The sequence below is a fragment of the Streptococcus oralis SK304 genome, assembly GCF_000287715.1.
In the GTDB taxonomy this organism is placed as follows: domain Bacteria; phylum Bacillota; class Bacilli; order Lactobacillales; family Streptococcaceae; genus Streptococcus; species Streptococcus oralis_Y.
Window position 1 is genome coordinate 1 of sequence record NZ_ALJN01000020.1, and the last position, 16,876, is coordinate 16,876.

18 protein-coding genes are annotated in these 16,876 nt (G+C 41.5%); all 18 read right to left on the reverse strand.

Annotated elements, in window-relative coordinates:
- A partial coding sequence (locus HMPREF1125_RS10780; protein ID WP_000748602.1) for an Ltp family lipoprotein occupies positions 1–1,483 on the reverse strand: 1,483 nt, incomplete at its 3' end.
- 118 nt (positions 1,484–1,601) lie between these two features.
- Positions 1,602–3,317 (reverse strand): aminodeoxychorismate synthase component I, encoded by a 1,716-nt coding sequence (gene pabB / locus HMPREF1125_RS10785; protein ID WP_002883344.1) that lies wholly within the window; start codon positions 3,315–3,317, stop codon positions 1,602–1,604.
- Positions 3,318–3,605: 288 nt separating this feature from the next.
- Complete coding sequence (locus HMPREF1125_RS10790) at positions 3,606–4,169, reverse strand: TIGR01440 family protein (protein ID WP_000659522.1); 564 nt, start codon at positions 4,167–4,169, stop codon at positions 3,606–3,608.
- Positions 4,170–4,283: 114 nt separating this feature from the next.
- Positions 4,284–5,975 (reverse strand): cache domain-containing sensor histidine kinase, encoded by a 1,692-nt coding sequence (locus HMPREF1125_RS10795; RefSeq protein WP_000831102.1) that lies wholly within the window; start codon positions 5,973–5,975, stop codon positions 4,284–4,286.
- On the reverse strand, positions 5,972–6,709 hold the full coding sequence (locus HMPREF1125_RS10800) for a response regulator transcription factor (protein ID WP_000222605.1): 738 nt from the start codon (positions 6,707–6,709) through the stop codon (positions 5,972–5,974). The genes HMPREF1125_RS10795 and HMPREF1125_RS10800 overlap by 4 nt, the downstream gene beginning before the upstream one ends.
- A 70-nt stretch (positions 6,710–6,779) precedes the next feature.
- Complete coding sequence (gene msrB / locus HMPREF1125_RS10805; protein ID WP_000998588.1) at positions 6,780–7,892, reverse strand: peptide-methionine (R)-S-oxide reductase MsrB; 1,113 nt, start codon at positions 7,890–7,892, stop codon at positions 6,780–6,782.
- Between the two features lie 9 nt (positions 7,893–7,901).
- The gene (locus HMPREF1125_RS10810; protein ID WP_000759269.1) at positions 7,902–8,465 is read right to left on the reverse strand and encodes a redoxin family protein; all 564 of its coding nucleotides are present in this window, start codon (positions 8,463–8,465) and stop codon (positions 7,902–7,904) included.
- A gap of 13 nt (positions 8,466–8,478) precedes the next feature.
- Complete coding sequence (ccdA2, locus tag HMPREF1125_RS10815) at positions 8,479–9,189, reverse strand: thiol-disulfide oxidoreductase-associated membrane protein CcdA2 (RefSeq protein WP_000370892.1); 711 nt, start codon at positions 9,187–9,189, stop codon at positions 8,479–8,481.
- Between the two features lie 162 nt (positions 9,190–9,351).
- Positions 9,352–9,903 carry a GNAT family N-acetyltransferase gene (locus HMPREF1125_RS10820; RefSeq protein WP_000644469.1) on the reverse strand — a complete coding sequence of 184 codons (552 nt, stop codon included), beginning with the start codon at positions 9,901–9,903 and terminating at the stop codon, positions 9,352–9,354.
- 155 nt (positions 9,904–10,058) lie between these two features.
- A complete protein-coding gene (gene nadE, locus HMPREF1125_RS10825) occupies positions 10,059–10,883 on the reverse strand; it encodes an ammonia-dependent NAD(+) synthetase (RefSeq protein WP_000058056.1) in 825 nt (274 codons plus the stop codon).
- A complete protein-coding gene (locus HMPREF1125_RS10830; protein ID WP_000283145.1) occupies positions 10,880–12,340 on the reverse strand; it encodes a nicotinate phosphoribosyltransferase in 1,461 nt (486 codons plus the stop codon). Before HMPREF1125_RS10830 ends, nadE begins: the two co-directional genes overlap by 4 nt.
- A gap of 117 nt (positions 12,341–12,457) precedes the next feature.
- Positions 12,458–12,946, reverse strand: coding sequence for a DUF6773 family protein (locus HMPREF1125_RS10835; protein ID WP_000797149.1), 489 nt, complete (start codon positions 12,944–12,946; stop codon positions 12,458–12,460).
- Complete coding sequence (locus HMPREF1125_RS10840; protein WP_000797304.1) at positions 12,936–13,409, reverse strand: DUF6773 family protein; 474 nt, start codon at positions 13,407–13,409, stop codon at positions 12,936–12,938. The genes HMPREF1125_RS10835 and HMPREF1125_RS10840 overlap by 11 nt, the downstream gene beginning before the upstream one ends.
- Positions 13,399–13,608: a helix-turn-helix transcriptional regulator gene (locus HMPREF1125_RS10845; protein ID WP_001107493.1), complete on the reverse strand. Its 210-nt coding sequence runs from the start codon at positions 13,606–13,608 to the stop codon at positions 13,399–13,401. Before HMPREF1125_RS10845 ends, HMPREF1125_RS10840 begins: the two co-directional genes overlap by 11 nt.
- Positions 13,609–13,755: 147 nt before the next feature.
- The gene (locus HMPREF1125_RS10850) at positions 13,756–14,352 is read right to left on the reverse strand and encodes an HAD family hydrolase (RefSeq protein WP_000351388.1); all 597 of its coding nucleotides are present in this window, start codon (positions 14,350–14,352) and stop codon (positions 13,756–13,758) included.
- A gap of 59 nt (positions 14,353–14,411) precedes the next feature.
- On the reverse strand, positions 14,412–14,822 hold the full coding sequence (locus tag HMPREF1125_RS10855) for a GNAT family N-acetyltransferase (RefSeq protein WP_000281294.1): 411 nt from the start codon (positions 14,820–14,822) through the stop codon (positions 14,412–14,414).
- Positions 14,823–14,921: 99 nt separating this feature from the next.
- The gene (locus tag HMPREF1125_RS10860; RefSeq protein WP_000097713.1) at positions 14,922–16,286 is read right to left on the reverse strand and encodes an amino acid permease; all 1,365 of its coding nucleotides are present in this window, start codon (positions 16,284–16,286) and stop codon (positions 14,922–14,924) included.
- Positions 16,287–16,362: 76 nt separating this feature from the next.
- A complete protein-coding gene (gene greA / locus HMPREF1125_RS10865; RefSeq protein WP_000818771.1) occupies positions 16,363–16,845 on the reverse strand; it encodes a transcription elongation factor GreA in 483 nt (160 codons plus the stop codon).
- Between the last annotated feature and the right edge of the window lie 31 nt (positions 16,846–16,876).

A 16,876-nucleotide genomic window follows, 5' to 3' on the forward strand; every position in this document is an offset into this window, starting at 1 on the left:
CATAAATTCTTTTTTTTGACAAATGAATCCTATTATAAGCTTTTGCTCTCTTTAAAGCTGCTGAGTATGGATTCCCGGCTGCTGGTTTTGGTTGCCACACACCATCGTATCCTACATAGTAACGACCACCATCTACCCATTTATCCCTTACCATTTTGCCTTTAGAATCAACATAGTAACGACCGCCATCTACCCATTCATTCTTGGCCACCTTTCCATCTGATTTATAATAATAGTATCCTACCCATTTATTGCGGGCAATGCTTCCTTCTGGTGTTAAATCTAGTTTTTGAATTGCATAGTTTGCTTCTTCTTTTGTAAATTGTCCAATCCAAGGAGAAGTTAGCCTCTCATAAATTTTTGTCTTTGATAAATTGGCATTCTTTCGGTATTCTCTTGCTTGAATTAAGGCATTCGCCTTATAGTCTGCTTGCAAATGATTGATAGCATATTGTGCAGTGTCACTATTAAAACCTTCAAAAATTAACATCTCATAAATTCTTTTTTTTGACAAATGAATCCTATTATAAGCTTGTGCTCTCTTTAAAGCTGCTGAGTATGGATTCCCGGCTGCTGGTTTTGGTTGTCGCACACCATCGTATCCTACATAGTAACGACCACCATCTACCCATCTATCCCTTGCCATTTTTCCTTCAGAATCAACATAGTAACGGCCACCATCTACCCATTCATTCTTGGCCATCTTACCATCTGATTTGAGATAATATCTACCTACCCATTTATTACGAGCAGAGCTTCCTTCTGCTGTTAGATAATAATAATATGAACCATAGTTTTTATCATAAATCCAGTCACTTTTAACCTTTTTTCCATCAGAATCAACATAATAACGACCACCATCTACCCATTCATTTTTAGCTCTCTTTCCATCTGATTTGAGGTAGTAATTTCCTACCCAGCCAGACTGAACTTTAGATTGTGATTTATCCTGTTTAGGAGTTGTTTCTTTAGCTTTTTCAGTCGGTTTTGGTGCCGGCTTCAGCGCGGGTTTTGGTGCTGGTGTTTTCGGTTTCTCAGCGGATTTTGGTGCTGGTTTCGGTGCTGGTGTTTTCGGTTTCTCAGCAGGTTTTTGAGCTGGCGTTTTCGGTTTCTCAGCGGGTTTTGGTGCTGGCTTTGGTGCCGGCTTCGGCGCAGGTTTTGGTGCCGGCTTCGGCGCGGGTTTTAGTGCCGGCTTCGGCGCGGGTTTTGGTACGGGTTTTGGTGCCGGTTTCGGCGCGGGTTTTTGTGCTGGTGTTTTCGGTTTCTCAGCAGGTTTTTGTGCTGGTGTTTTTGGTTTCTCAGCAAGATTTGACGCCGAAGTTGTATTCTCTTTTACAACCTTACCGCTTTTAGAAACATCCTTTTCTTGAGCAGAAACATGCTGAGCCGAAAAAGGAAAGGCTCCAGTTGTATCTGTAAGTGAAATGAGTCCCAGTGTTGCAGTTGCTAAGCTGGTGACTAAAATTTTTTTTGATTTTTTCATAAAAATCTCCATTGTTTTTAATGATTTATACCTATAGTATACCATATGCTTTATTTTTCTTTCAAATCAAATATTAAATATTCAGAAATAAATCTAAAACTTAATTGAAAATCTATAGTTATATCACTTCCAACTCATACAAGCCTCTGACTGCATTACAGCCATAGATAGCCTCCGCCTGAGCTAGGTCTTTTAAAGTCAAGACTTTTTCCTCTACCTGTCCTCTTTCCAGCAAATACTGACGATAAATTCCTGGCAAAATTCCTAGACTGGTAGGCGGTGTGTAGAGTTTTCCAGCGATTTTCAGAACTAGATTACCGATAGATGTTTCCAAAAGCTCCCCTGCTGCATTATGGTAAATGATTTCCTGTTTACCTAGACTTAAGTGTGGTCTATGAGTTGTTTTAAAGTAGGTAAACGCCTGATTCAAATCTGCTTCTTGCAGGCAGAGTTTAGCTTTGCAGAAGGTCGGACTAAGAGGTGTTAATACTTGCCGACTGAGTTCCATCTCTCCAGATTTGCTGAGACTAATTCGCAAACGGTAGTCTTGGTGGGAATCACAAGCTTGGCACTCTTCCTCTATCTTTTGTCTCAGTTCTTCTGGATCAAAAGGATAGGCAAAATAACGACTCGCCTTTGTCAGCCTTTCCAGATGTTGATCTTCAAATAGCAAACGCTTCTGGCTGATTTTCCCAGTCGTAATCAATTGGAAGCGAGCTTGTTTACGATAGAGAACAGCCGCCTTTTGATGCACTTCACGGTATTCAGACTCCCAGGTGCTATCCCAAGTAATCCCTCCGCCAACTCCATAAATGGCTTGACCCTTGTGAAGTTGAATGGTCCGAATGGCGACATTAAAAATCCGTCGCCCATTTGGAAGTAAGAGACCAATCGTTCCGCAGTAGACTCCTCTGGGTCGTGGCTCCAAGTTCTTGATGATTTCCATGGTCGCAATTTTCGGAGCTCCCGTTATGGATCCACAAGGAAAGAGTGACTGAAAAATTGCAACCAAGTCCACATCCTCTCGCAACTGACTCTTGATGGTCGAAGTCATTTGCCAAACAGTTGAATACTGCTCCACTTGGCACAGACACTCCACATATTCACTGCCCACTTCAGAAATACGGTTCATATCATTTCGCAAGAGATCCACAATCATCATATTTTCAGAGCGATTTTTAGGATCTTGCTCCAACCAAGCTGCCTCTTTCAAATCTTCATCGTCAGTCAGACCACGTCTAGTTGTTCCCTTCATTGGACGAGTCGTTAATTCTCGGTCATTTTGCTCAAAAAAGAGCTCTGGGCTCATGGAAATCACTGCCATCTCATCATGTTCAACATAGGCATTGTAACCCGCCTCCTGCTCAACCACCATGCGATTGTAAATGGCAAAAGGATTGGCACTTAAATCTTGCTTGAGTTGGACAGTGTAATTTACCTGGTAGGTGTCCCCCTGACGCAAATGATGGTGAATCTGGGAAATAGCTTTTTCATAGTCCTCTGCAGATGTTTTTTCTCGCCACTTTGAAGGCAGATCTACTTCCTCATAAGTCAGAGGAATAGGGGATGTTTCCACCCTATCGTGAACGGTAAAGTAAAGCAAATACTCGCCCAGTAGAGGAACCTTGTGAACTGCTAGTTTTTCCTCAAAAGCAGGTGCGGCCTCGTAACTGACATAGCCCACGACATAATAGCCTTGCTCTTGGTAGCTTTCCACTTTTGCTAGCAAGTCTGCTACTTCTACTAAATCTCTCGTTTTTAACTCTTTAATCGGATGGGTAAAAGTGTATCTCTCCCCCAAAGCTCTAAAATCAATCACTGTTTTTCTATGCATATCTTAAGTATAGCACAAAAAAGCCGACCTAGAACAGCTAAATCCAGCTTTGTTTACTGATTTCTATGACGAAAAATCTTCTCTAAGTTACTTTTTCCTACTTTTGGCAATTCTCCATCAGATAGCAATAGTTCTTCTAGTTAAAAATACTCTTGTTGTTGGAACACTTGGCACAAGAATTCAACAAAAAACAGAGAGAGCCTTGGTTTCTATACCCTTACTCTCTCTGTCTTTTACTTTTTAAAAATTAAAAACCAAATTGCTTTTTTCTGTTACTACAGAATGATTTTACGACTTTCTGATAGAATCTTGTGGATACTGCGCACGCGCACCACCAATGAGTTTTGGACGGCTAGCAAGAACCGTTACGTGGGCGTGCCCAATCTCACGCAAAACTGGTCGAATTGGAACCTGAACATGCTTGACATGCATACCAATTGCAGTATCTCCGATATCAATCCCTGCATGAGCCTTGATAAATTCAACCTCAACTGGATCTTGCATAAACTTGAAGGCCGCCAACTGACCTGAACCTCCTGCATGAAGAGTAGGAAGGACACTAACGATTTCTAGCCCAAACTGCTCCGCCACCTGACGTTCGACGACGAGGGCACGATTGACATGTTCACAACCTTGAACGGCTAGATGAATTCCTTTCCCTCCCAGGATATCCAAAATCGTCTTCACAATGATTTCCCCAATTTCTTGGCTGGATTCCTTGCCAATCTGGCCACCTATCACCTCACTAGAAGAAAGGCCCAAAACAAAGATAGATCCTTGCTTCAGATTAGCTTTTTCTAATACATCTTTTACAATCTGGCTTGTTTCTCTTTGAATGTCTTTTTCCTTCATACTTGATACCTCTTTTGTCATTATCTATCATATCGTTTTTTCTACGTTTTAGCAAGATAGATAACCTAGAAAGCTTGCTCAATTACGCATAAAACTCCCAGAATTGACTGGGAGTTAACTAGTTTCTATTCTATTGATGTATATTTCAACCGTCGTCCCTTTTTCGGGTGCAGAATTGATCTTCATCTGGTAATTGTTTCCAAAATGAAGTTTGAGCCGTTGGTCAACGTTTTGAAGACCAACTCCCCCACGTTTGAGCTGACCTTGACTGCTATCACCAGGATTTTGGAAACCAACTCCATCATCCTCAATGCGGATGATTAGTCCTGAATCCTTTTTCTGGACGGAAACTTTAATATATCCCTGTCCATCTTTCTCCTTGATGCCGTGATAAAGGGCATTTTCTACAAGGGGTTGTAGCACCAGTTTAGGCAAGACTAAATTATCAAAGTCAGGATCTTCAGCAATTTCATACTCCAGCTTATCCCCATAACGTTGTTTCTGGATAAAGAGGTACTGGCGGACATGATTGATTTCATCAGACAGACAAATCAAATCCTTGCCTTGATTGAGCGCCAAGCGGAAATAGGTTGCCAAGGACTTGGTCACCTGAACCACTCGCTGACTATCCTGAAACTCAGCCATCCAGATGATAGTGTCCAAAGTATTGTAGAGGAAATGGGGGTTAATCTGACTTGACAAGGCTTGAAGTTCATACTGCCGGGTCGCTTCTTCCTGCCTGCGCACATCTGCCATCAGCTGATCAATCTGATCCAGCATGGCATTAAACTGGCGAGTCACTTCTCTCAGTTCATAGGCACCAGCTTCCTTAGCACGCAGATTTTGTGTACCAGAAGCAATTTCCAGCATGGTTTCTCTCAGGTCCTTCAAGGGGGCGATCCAGCGCTTGAGACTGAACCACACCAAGCAGAGACAGGTAAGAAGAGATGTGACACTAGCCCCAAACAAGGTCCACATGAGTTGACTCCGAACTTTGTCTAACTTCTCCAACGAAGACACGCCTATAACCGTCCAATCAGTTCCTGCAATCTTTTCCTGACTGACATAGGATTGATGATTCAGCGTATAGCCCTGCCCCGTCTCAATGTAGGGTTTCATGGCCTCCATTTCACTTGCTGAGCTATAGACAGTACGTTTAGGATGGTAGACAAATTCATGGTTTTCATTGATGATAAAGGCAAAGCCCTGCTGGCCCAACTGGAGTTGGTTGAGATAGGCTTCCAGAGTTTCATAGGAAATATCCAAACGAAGTACGCCAAGATTGGCTCCCTTTGTATCAACAAGTTCCTGAGTGACAGAAATGACCCACTGACTGTCTGATTTACGAGCTGGTGTCAAAACTGGCTTAGCTCCCTGATGAATAGCCTTTTGGTACCAATCCTCAGCCATCATATCTGAGGAAGTTTTCATCTGCACACTATCATCTGTAGAAATAACCTGACCGGATTTGGTGACCAGTACCACCGTTTTCAAGTCCTGGTCTGCCTTTAAGATAGTCAAAAACAGATCTCGGATTCCCTTGACTTGGTCTTGGTTAGGATTCTCAGCATAGGCTAAGACATCCTTCTGCTGGGTCAAACTGGTAGAGGTGGTTTCTAATTTTTTGATATAAGACTGAATAAAGTGGCTAGTTTGGCTAATGGTCGTTTGGCTATTACCCTCGATAGTAGCCTCAATAGCTGATGAACTAGATTGATAATAGAAAGTCCCAACCACAGCTAGTAGAATGAGAAAGACCAGAAAGATGGAAATAACCATTCTGACTAAAAGAGAAGAACGCTTCATCGACCTTCTCCCTTCTTAAACTGACGAGGTGTCACACCTGCAATCTGTTTAAAACGTTGAGTAAAGTAGTTCATATCTTCAAAGCCAACCTTTTCGGCTATCTGGTAAATCTTTAAATCTGTTGTCAAGAGCAAGAGCTTGGCTTGTTTGACACGCTCTCTCACCAGGTAATCCTGAAAAGGCAGCCCCAACTCTTTCTTAATCAAGGAACTCAAATAAGTCGGACTAAAGCCCAAGTCACTGGCCAAGCTCTTTAAACTAAATTGACTATCAGCCAGATGAGACTGGATCTTCTGAGCAATATTTCCCTCAAACTTATCGGTTAATAAATCTTGTAACTGCTCTTCTTTTTCTTCCTTGTCTAGCTTTTGCTTGATTTTCCCCAACATTTCCTCAATATCCTGACGAGAAAAGGGCTTGAGCAGGTAATCATCTACACCGAGTTTGACAGCAGACAAGGCATAATCAAAATCATCGTAACCCGTCAAAAATACCAGATGCACCTGAGGATAGGTTTCTCGTACCAGACTGGCCAACTGGATGCCATTTAGCTGAGGCATGTTGATATCGGTTAAAATGATATCTGGCACCTGCTTTTGAATCAAGTCCCAAGCCTGTCTTCCATTTTCAGCCTGACCGATGATTTCCATATCGTAGGCTGCTACATTGACCAGCTTGGTCAAGCCTTGTCTTACCAGATACTCATCTTCTACGATTAAGATTGTGTAGGTCATGCTCTGCTCCTTTACCACTTACTAGTATCAGTATAGCAAAATTCTCCTCTAACTGCTTAGGAAAGACTTCTTAATCAACATAATCTAGTAAATAAGCATAGCCTTTTTCTGCCATTTGGTCTTTGGGAATAAATCGGATAGAAAGACTATTGATACAGTAGCGCAAGCCACCCTTGTCCTGAGGCCCATCTGTAAAGACATGGCCAAGGTGAGAATCTCCAACTCGACTTCGCACTTCCATGCGCGTCATATTGTAAGACTTATCTTCCTTGTAGGTAGCAACATCTGGACTGATTGGTTGGGTGAAACTAGGCCAACCACAACCAGACTCAAACTTGTCCTTTGATGAAAAGAGGGGTTCGCCAGTGGCCACATCCACATAGATACCGGATTCAAATTTATCCCAATAGCGGTTTGAAAAAGCTCGTTCTGTTTGATTTTTCTGGGTAACTGCATACTCCTCAGGTGACAAGGTCTTTTTCAATTCTTCATCGCTTGGTTTGGGATATTTGCTGGCATCGATGACGGGATATGCAGCCTGATTGACATTGATATGACAGTAGCCATTTGGATTTTTCTTGAGGTAGTCTTGATGATAGTCCTCAGCCACCACAAAATTTTTCAAGGGTTCCTTTTCAACTGCCAGAGGTTGGTCATATTTTTTAGCAACTTCATCAAAGACTTGATTGATTACTTCCAAATCCTTGTCATCTGTGTAATAAACGCCGGTACGATACTGAGTCCCCACATCATTTCCTTGTTTATTTTTGCTGGTTGGATTAATGATGCGGAAATAATGAAGCAGAATTTCTTTGAGGGAAATTTGATTGGCGTCGTAGGTGACATGGACAGTCTCTGCATGTCCTGTTTGGTTGATCAATTCGTACTTGGTTGTTTCCCCTCTACCATTTGCATAGCCTGAAACGGCATCTGTCACTCCGGGCACGCGTGAGAAGTATTCCTCAACTCCCCAGAAACATCCCCCAGCTAGATAAATTTCGTGCAAGTCTGCGTCTTTACTAATTTCTGTTTTTTTCACTGTTTTTCCTCCTTGGCTAACTGACGCTTTCTCAATTTGCGAGCTATCTGTCTGCCCTGCATTTCGCGTCAATAGAAAATAGAAACCGGTTAGGGCTAGGAGAATGACCCCTGCCAAGACAAAAAGTTTTACTTTATCATTCATAGCCTTTCTCTACCCCATTTCTTTCAATTCTTTTAAAATCATATCCTTATCCATAAAACCTGGTTGCGTTTTGACCAGCTTGCCTTCCTTGTCTATAAAGGCTTGAGTGGGGTAAGAACGAACACCATAACTTTCCAAAAGTTTGCCTGACGGATCAATTAAAACCGGAAAATTTTTATAATCCAAGCCCTTGTACCAGTTCTTAAAGTCCGCTTCTGCTTGCTCCCCCTTGTGGCCAGGAGATACCACTGTCAAGACCACGTAGTCATCACCTGCATCCTTAGCAATTTCATCCGTATCTGGAAGACTGGCTAAACAGATAGAACACCAAGAAGCCCAGAATTTAAGATAGATTTTCTTGCCTTTGTAGTCAGATAAACGATAGGTCTTACCATCTACTCCTATTAGTTCAAAATCGGCAACCGCCTGACCCTTGGTGGCAGTTTGCGAGCTGACTTGTTCTGTTTTGGATTGCTCCTTCATAGTTGATTCGTCTGACATGTTTTTTGCCGAACAGGCTGCCAAGCAACAGACTGAGCCTACTCCAAGGAGACAAGTTTGCCATTTTTTCATTTCTTTTTCCTCTCTATTCAAATAATCTTGTCAAAATGGAAGCATTTCCCAAAAGCACCAAGATTCCCATCACGATAATGAGGAAACCACCCACTTTTTTGAGGGTTCCGAGGTAAGGATGGAGTTTTCGAAAATGTTTCAAAACATAGCTGGAGGCGAGAGCTAGAACCAAAAATGGTAGCGCCAAACCCAGCGTGTAAACCAACATGAAACCAGCTCCCTGCCAAGCACCTGAGCCACCTGAAGCCGCTAAGGCCAAAACAGACCCCAGAACCGGCCCTACACATGGCGTCCAAGCAAAACTAAAGGTCAACCCCAGTAAAAATGCCTGACTATAGCCCTTACCGCTTTGTCCCTGTCTCTTTAATTGTAGCCTTCTTTCCTTGTAAAGTCCCTGCAAATGTAAGACTTCCATCTGGTGCAAACCCAAAAGAATGATAACGGCGCCCGTCACATACTGAAACCAAGAAGCATACAGCAAGTTACCTAAAAAACCAGCTCCATAGCCCAGTAAGATAAAGATAAAAGAAATCCCCGCTATAAATGCCAGAGTTCGTAATAAACTAACAACTGAGATTGAAATTTTTCCGCTAGAAGCCTGAGCACCATCTTTGTCATCCAACAAGACCCCTGCATAGACCGGTAACAAGGGTAAGATACAAGGAGAAAAGAAGGAAAGAATTCCAGCAAGAAAAACACTGATAAAAAAGAATACATTGTCCATTGCCTTCCTCCATTCTTTGATTTGATAAGTCTATTATAATTCCCAACTCTAAGAAAAAACAGGGACAATGATAGGAAAAAATAGGAATTTAATCAGTTTATTCAGAAATCTGGCACAAAAAAAGCCAGACAATGTCTGACTTTGATAGAAACAGAAAAGAAATCACCTGTCTTCCCTACTTATCTGGTAATAAATAAGGTCCGAAACGTAGTCTTTTCTCTCCACACCATTGGCAATAGTTTTTAGATAGGACATTCCAGCCTTCTCCATCACACGGCCTGAAGCTGGGTTAAGACTGGCGTAACGAGCTCTGACCTTTTGAAAGCCTGCTTGAGTAAAACAAAAGTCTAACACAGCTCTCAAGGCTTCCGTCATCATACCACGACCCCAATAGTTTTTTCCTAAAATATATCCAATTTCACAACTTGAATCTTTCTCATTCATCTCAACGATGCTGATATCTCCTATCACTTGCTCCGGATTTTCTTTGAGACAAATGGCCCATTTGTAATAGTTGGGATTGGGATAGGATGCAACCCAATTTCGAATCGAGTTCCGAGTCACCTCAACATCAAGATGAGGATCCCAGGTGACATAGGTCAGATTCTTAGCAGACGAAGCCCAATTTTGAAACATGGCTTCCGCATCACTCTCCACAAATCTTCTCAAGATTAAACGTTTCGTCTCTAACATTTGCGTACTGATTGCTTTCATAATGTTACCTCGCTTTCTAAGCTTAAGGCTCAAGATAAAAAGGCCCCCCGGACCTTCCTCGCTTTCTCATTTCTAGGCTCAGGGTAAAAAGGTCCACTGGAGGTTCCTCGTTTTCCCGTTTCTAGACTCGGGCTGAAAACCTCCACTGGAGGTTTTCACTCCCAAAAGTCATCAAATACGGTGATTGGTAGATGGCGTTTGTGTTGGCCTTTGTACCACCAGTTTTCGATAATCGCTTGGGCTTCTGGACTGATTGTTTTGTCTTCGAGGTAGTCATCAATTTCATTGTAAGTGACTCCAAGTGCGACTTCGTCTGCTAGTCCAGGTTTGTCTTCTTCTAGGTCTGCTGTTGGGATTTTTTCATAAAGGGCTGGGTCTGCACCAAGCTCTTTCAAGAGTTGCTTTCCTTGACGTTTATTGAGGCGGTAAAGGGGGAGAATGTCTGCACCACCATCACCAAACTTAGTAAAGAAACCTGTGATATTTTCCGCAGCATGATCTGTTCCAATGACCGCTCCGCTATGGGCACCCGCAAGGGCATATTGGGCAATCATACGACTACGAGCTTTAATATTGCCCTTGTTAAAGTCTGAAACAGGACTTCCTGTCGCTTCAACTGCAGCTGCCATGGCATCAGCTGATTCCTTGATATTCACAACCAAGCTGACATCTGGTTGGATGAAAGCAAGAGCTTTTTGAGCATCTGCTTCATCAGCTTGCACGCCATAGGGCAGGCGGACAGCGATAAATTGGTAGCTGTCATCTCCTGTCTCTGCTCGCATTTCTTCCATAGCTAATTGCGCCAAGCGCCCTGCTAAGGTTGAGTCCTGACCTCCAGAAATCCCTAGTACAAAAGTTTTAAGGAAGGGGTGTTTTTTCAAGTATCTTTTTAAGAAGTCAATGGAACGACGGATTTCTTCCTGAGCGTCAATCACTGGCTTGACACCCAGTTGCTGGATAATTGTCTCTTGCAAACTCATTCTTCTTCTCCTTCACCAAGGGCTTCTTTGCGCATCTTGTCAATCAAGTCCATCTTATCTTGCCAAATATCATGCGCCAAATCTACTGGATAGTGCTGTGGATTGAGTACCCGTTTATACTCATCCCAAAGCTTGTCAAATTCTTTGCGAGCATAGGACTGAATCTCGGTCAAACTAGGCAAATCGTAAACCAATTTCCCTTCTTTGAAAATATCCACCAAGAGAGGAACAGCATCAAAATTTCGAACAGTCTTTTTGATGTAGGTATAAGTTGGATGGAACATCTTGATTTCAGTCATGCCGCTCACATCAACACCATCATAGGTGATGTAGTCACCTTCTGACTTGCCTTTTTCACGACTGGTAATGCGCCACACCTGTTTCTTACCTGGCGTTGACACTTTTTCAGCATTATTAGACAGTTTGATGGTATTGCGCATACGACCATTCTCATCTTCGATAGCTACAATCTTATAAACTGCCCCAAGAGCTGGCTGATCATAGGCTGTAATCAGCTTGGTTCCCACACCCCAGACATCAATCTTGGCCTTTTGCATCTTGAGGTTGAGAATAGTATTTTCATCCAAATCATTAGAAGCATAGATCTTGGCCTCTGTAAAGCCAGCCTCGTCCAGTTGCTGACGGACTTTCTTGGAAATGTAGGCAATGTCCCCAGAGTCGATCCGCACACCCATAAAGTTAATCTGATCACCCAGCTCACGCGCCACCTGAATGGCAGCTGGCACACCGATTCGCAACGTGTCATAAGTATCTACTAAAAAGACACAGTCACGATGGGTCGCCGCATAAGCCTTGAACGCTTCATAGTCGTTTCCATAAACTTGTACCAAGGCATGGGCATGAGTCCCCAAGACAGGAATATCAAAGAGTTTACCAGCACGCACGTTGCTGGTTCCATTGGCGCCACCAATCACGGCTGCGCGTGTTCCCCAGATAGCTGCATCCATTTCTTGCGCACGACGTGTCCCAAACTCCATCAAGGGTTCATCTTCAATAACCGAACGAATACGTGCCGCCTTAGTCGCTATCAAGGTTTGAAAGTTAACGATGTTTAAAAGAGCAGTTTCAACCAATTGACATTGGGCTAGAGGGCCTTCCACCTGCACAATCGGCTCATTAGCAAAAACCAAGTCCCCTTCCTGGGCAGAACGAACCGTCAACTCCAACTCGAGATTGCGGAGGTAGTCTAAGAACGCACCGTGATAGCCAAGCGACTCCAAGTAGGCAATATCGCTATCTGAAAAGCGCAAGTCTTTAAGATAGTTCACAATTCTTTCCAAACCAGCAAAAACTGCATAACCGTTGTTAAATGGTTGCTGGCGGAAATAAACTTCAAAGACCGCCTTCTTATTGTGAATCCCTTGGTCAAAGTAAACTTGCATCATATTGATCTGGTACAAGTCCGTGTGCAATGTCAAACTATCATCTGGATACATCTGTTTTCCTTCTTCCTTCTTTATAAAGGTATGAACGTATTCTACCACTTTCACACCATCCGATAAATTTAGTACTATTATAACACATTTTACCGAGATTGATAAAAAGCTAACAAGCTATTCTCCATTCTCCAGTTCATCCATATCTTGCTCAAACTTTTTTTGAGCCCATTCGCCATAACTTTTAAGGCCTAGATTGCCAATAAAAACCCAAGGAAGATAAATCAGATAAGTAAGCACCCAAGCAGATAAGTATTTAACGTTCAAAGGATTGTGCTGATAAATTTCGATATTGAATTGATAATTTTGCAACATCAAGAGAGTCGTAATAGCGAGAGTTACCAGCAAACACCCTACAATCGTAAAATGAAAACGACTATAGTAGGTCACTCCAAGATGTCGTGCACGATTGAAAAAGAAGAAAATTCCTAACAAAAGGGTAATCAGAAGAATATTAGGATTAAACAGAGCAGGTGCTAATACAGCCACCAAATAACTTAGTAGAATGAGCCCGATAAACACATGAAAAGACTCTGTCCCAGCTTTGTTAATCAGTTGTTCTTCCCTTTCGTCTAGTAATTGATAATAAAAAAATCTATTCTTCATCTTCTTCCTCCCAAACTTGCTGATTTCTGCGATTCAAGTATAGGATAACTCGGTCCATAGAATAACTCCCAACGAGATAGATGATAACTGCTAGAACCACTTTTAGGGAGTACTTCCAAGTCAATAGACTGACCAGTTCCTCGCGATTGCCTACGATATCAATCAATAAAATCACTATAGAAAATCCCAAAGCAGATAAAATTCTTTCTTTTCCAGTATTCTCAACAATATCTCGAATATCAATTCCTACATACATGCGGCGAATAATGGCATACAAACCTACTCCAATCAATAAAAGTAATTCTGGTGAATAGGATAGAAGCGTTAAATTGAAAATATAAACTTTGGCAAAAATTTCCAGTGCCAAAAATAGGCACATTCCCAAAAGAATTTCTCCTGAAATCTTTCCATCCAATTTTTCCGTACGTTCATCTTTGATCACAAGTTTTTTTCTATTTTTCATCTTCTTCCTCCCAAAATAGTTGGTCTAATGTTTTTCCTAAGCATCTGCAAATGGACTGGCAGAGGGAGAGACTAGGATTGTATTTCCCAGCTTCAATCAAGCCTATAGTCTGCCTAGTAACGCCCACAGCTTCTGCCAAATCCCCTTGTGTTAAATCACACTCCACCCGAGCTAATTTTAATTTTAAATTTTTAGCCACTAGTGTCCTCCTTCACATTCTTAAAAAGTTGCGCTTCTTTTAAAAACATTATACCATATATCTAACTTAATGCAATATATAAATGTCATTTTGTAAGATTTTATTAACAAAAAAACTCTCTACTACAAAAAATAGAGAGCGTTGCCTTTAAATATAGGATTTCAAAATATCAACGACATCACTTCTTTTCTTGACCTGATGGGCCTTGATGCCCAATTTCTGAGCTGAGTTTGTATTGTCCTCAATATCGTCTAGAAAGACACAATTTGTAGGATCTAGCTGGTATTTATAGAGAATCTCCTTAAACATTACCAAATCAGGCTTTATAGCTTTTATATCACAGGATAAGACAAAGCCATCTAAAAGTTCTTTTAAGGGAGATAGTTGCTCTTCCAGCAAGTCATAAAATACCTTTGAGGTATTGGACAAGACAAAGATGCGATGCCCCTTTTTCTTTAGTTCTGACAAGACAGGAGAGACTTCCGTATAAATGTCAATGTAGCTAGGCCAGTTCCAGATAACTTCTTCGACCTTCTTTTGAAAGGTCCTGCCAATCATTGACACAACTTTAAGCACCAACTCTTCTCTCGTCATGGTTCCAAGATCTAATCTTTCCCAAAGCCCCGACTGAAAAATGGCCTTATCTAAAATCAAATATTCTTCCTTCGTATCCGAAACACCTTGCAAAATCTTATCTTTGTTCCATTCTAATAAAACGTTACCCATATCTAGTATGATATCCATTAGCCCACCTCCATAGTGATGTGAAGATTTCCTCTTTGATTTATACTTTCATATTTAGCTTACAAATCCTTTTGGTAATAGTATCTTTTCCCTGTATAGGGATAGTTTTGCAAGGTAAAGACTTCCTTGTAGCCATGCCTTTTATAAAAATCTGGTGCTTGAAACTGGTAAGTATTTACAAAAGCAAAACGACAGTTTCGTTTCTTGGCTTCATTTTCTGCTCGCTGCAATAGTTTTGAACCGATTCCTTGTCCCCGTAATTCCTCTCTCACAAACAAATATTCGATTTCCAACCAATTTCCGAAAGTCTCAGCTACTAAGCCCGCCATGAGATTGCCCTTTTCGTCTTCAACATAAAGGTTCAGTGGCTTACTTTCAGCCTCTTCTCTTTTAGAACGATTATAAGCACGAATCAAATTCCCTATTTCTTGCGCTTTATGAGATTCCTTATTTTCCAATCTAAGGTACATCCAAACCTCCTAATAAACTACTACAGCTTGATTATAGTCTTATTTCGATGGACTGTCAAACTAGAAAAACTCACCAAACAAAGTTGATGAGTTCATGATTTATTTTCTAAATTTCCACTGACTATAAATCCCAAAAACAAAGATCCAGATAGCAGAACCAACTGCCCCCATGAAAGTGGACTCTTGCAAAAAGAGAGTCACAAAAACAAAGACAAAAAAGAGAATGGTTAGGGGATTAAGCAAGCGATACTGAGGCATGAGGTAGCCATCAGCCATGAAATCTTGTGACTTGCGGTATTTGAGATGGGCCACCATTATCAAGATATAAATCGCGATGTAAACACCTGATGAGGATGCGGTGATCAAAGCAAAGGCATCGGAAACACCTGGCAAAACATTGATAAAGGCAGCCAGAGCAATTAAGATTGCTGAAGCGATGATGGCATTTTGCGGAACATTGTGACGAGAAAGAGTATCTGCCTTAATAGCTTTTAAGAAGCGATTGGGTGAATCATGAGCAATCTGGTAGAGGTGTCGCCCTGTTGAATAGAGGGTTGAATTAAGAGCAGATGCTGCTGAGGTCAAGACAACAAAGTTGATTAGAGCCGCTGCCCACTTGATCCCTGCCAGCTCAAAAACCGTTACAAATGGTGAATCTGAAGAAGCAAGTTCTCTCCAGGGAATAATAGACATAATGGCTAATAGAGCACCACCATAGAAGAAGACAATTCGGAGAGGAATTTCTTTAACTGCTTTTGGCAAAACCTGACGAGGATTCTTCGTTTCAGAGGTTGTCACTCCGATAAATTCAATCATCAGATAGGCAAAAAATACCATTTGAAAGGCCATGACAAAGTTCATGACTCCATTTGGGAAAAGAGAGAATTGATTGCTGATATTTGCCAGACTTGCAGCACCATATGGTGTTTCAAATCCTGTCAAGACCATAAAGACCCCTGTTGCAATCATAGCTAAAATAGCCACAATCTTAACCATAGCAAACCAAAACTCGACTTCTCCAAAGAGCTTAACCGCAATCAGATTGACCAAGGCCAAAATCGTTAAAAAAACAATCTGAATCAACCAACTAGGCCAAGAAGGAAACCAAAACTGAACATAATGCGAAATCGCAGTGATTTCTGCCATACCGATAAAGACGACAGACAACCAATAAGACCAAACTGAGAAATAACCCCAGCCTTTCCCCAAATGACGGGTGATAAAGTTGATAAAAGTATGTTGTTCTGGATCCTGATATAGCATCTCCCCAACAGCCCTCATCATCAAAAACATAAAGGCTCCTGTAATCATGTAAATCAGGAGGATAGAAGGTCCAGTAAGGCTGATAGAACGACCAGCACCTAGGAAAAGTCCTGTTCCGATTGTCCCCGCAATGGCCATCACCTGAACATGGCGATTGGTTAAACCACGCTCCATTTTATTTTTTTTCTTATTTGAACTCATATAGTCTCCTATTTATTCAAAAAATCAAAAAGGAGTTGAGCAAGTCAAGACCTCCACTACTCCATTTTCATTCTATTTAGGCTGTTTTTTCAACCTTTAAAATTTTGACATCGTAACTACCAACAGGTGTCTCAATCGTAACAATATCGCCTGTTTTTTTGCCGATCAAAGCTTGTCCAATCGGACTTTCATTTGATACCTTCCCAGCGAAAGCATCTGCACCTGCAGAACCGACGATGATGTAGACTTCTTCTTCCTCTTCACCGATTTCTTGAATGGTTACGGTCTTACCGATAGCTACCTCATCTTGGGAAACTGCATCGCTATTAACAATTTCAGCATAGCGAATTTTTGTTTCTAGACTTGAAATTTGTCCTTCAACAAAAGCTTGTTCATCCTTAGCTGCTTCGTACTCACTATTTTCTGAAAGATCCCCGTACGAACGAGCAATTTTGATACGCTCTACGACTTCAGGACGACGAACGAGTTTCAATTCTTCTAATTCTTTTTCTAACTTTTTCTTTTCTTCAAGGGTCATTGGGTAAGTTTTTTCTGCCATTTTTTCAACTTTCTTTTCTATTACTTTTTTA

Coding starts and splice junctions, on each gene's coding strand:
- pabB (WP_002883344.1), bottom strand. CDS start 3,317: ATGCATAGAAAAACAGTGATTGATTTTAGAGCTTTGGGGGAGAGATAC.
- HMPREF1125_RS10790 (WP_000659522.1), bottom strand. CDS start 4,169: ATGAAGGAAAAAGACATTCAAAGAGAAACAAGCCAGATTGTAAAAGAT.
- HMPREF1125_RS10795 (WP_000831102.1), bottom strand. CDS start 5,975: ATGAAGCGTTCTTCTCTTTTAGTCAGAATGGTTATTTCCATCTTTCTG.
- HMPREF1125_RS10800 (WP_000222605.1), bottom strand. CDS start 6,709: ATGACCTACACAATCTTAATCGTAGAAGATGAGTATCTGGTAAGACAA.
- msrB (WP_000998588.1), bottom strand. CDS start 7,892: ATGAATGATAAAGTAAAACTTTTTGTCTTGGCAGGGGTCATTCTCCTA.
- HMPREF1125_RS10810 (WP_000759269.1), bottom strand. CDS start 8,465: ATGAAAAAATGGCAAACTTGTCTCCTTGGAGTAGGCTCAGTCTGTTGC.
- ccdA2 (WP_000370892.1), bottom strand. CDS start 9,189: ATGGACAATGTATTCTTTTTTATCAGTGTTTTTCTTGCTGGAATTCTT.
- HMPREF1125_RS10820 (WP_000644469.1), bottom strand. CDS start 9,903: ATGAAAGCAATCAGTACGCAAATGTTAGAGACGAAACGTTTAATCTTG.
- nadE (WP_000058056.1), bottom strand. CDS start 10,883: ATGAGTTTGCAAGAGACAATTATCCAGCAACTGGGTGTCAAGCCAGTG.
- HMPREF1125_RS10830 (WP_000283145.1), bottom strand. CDS start 12,340: ATGTATCCAGATGATAGTTTGACATTGCACACGGACTTGTACCAGATC.
- HMPREF1125_RS10835 (WP_000797149.1), bottom strand. CDS start 12,946: ATGAAGAATAGATTTTTTTATTATCAATTACTAGACGAAAGGGAAGAA.
- HMPREF1125_RS10840 (WP_000797304.1), bottom strand. CDS start 13,409: ATGAAAAATAGAAAAAAACTTGTGATCAAAGATGAACGTACGGAAAAA.
- HMPREF1125_RS10850 (WP_000351388.1), bottom strand. CDS start 14,352: ATGGATATCATACTAGATATGGGTAACGTTTTATTAGAATGGAACAAA.
- HMPREF1125_RS10855 (WP_000281294.1), bottom strand. CDS start 14,822: ATGTACCTTAGATTGGAAAATAAGGAATCTCATAAAGCGCAAGAAATA.
- HMPREF1125_RS10860 (WP_000097713.1), bottom strand. CDS start 16,286: ATGAGTTCAAATAAGAAAAAAAATAAAATGGAGCGTGGTTTAACCAAT.
- greA (WP_000818771.1), bottom strand. CDS start 16,845: ATGGCAGAAAAAACTTACCCAATGACCCTTGAAGAAAAGAAAAAGTTA.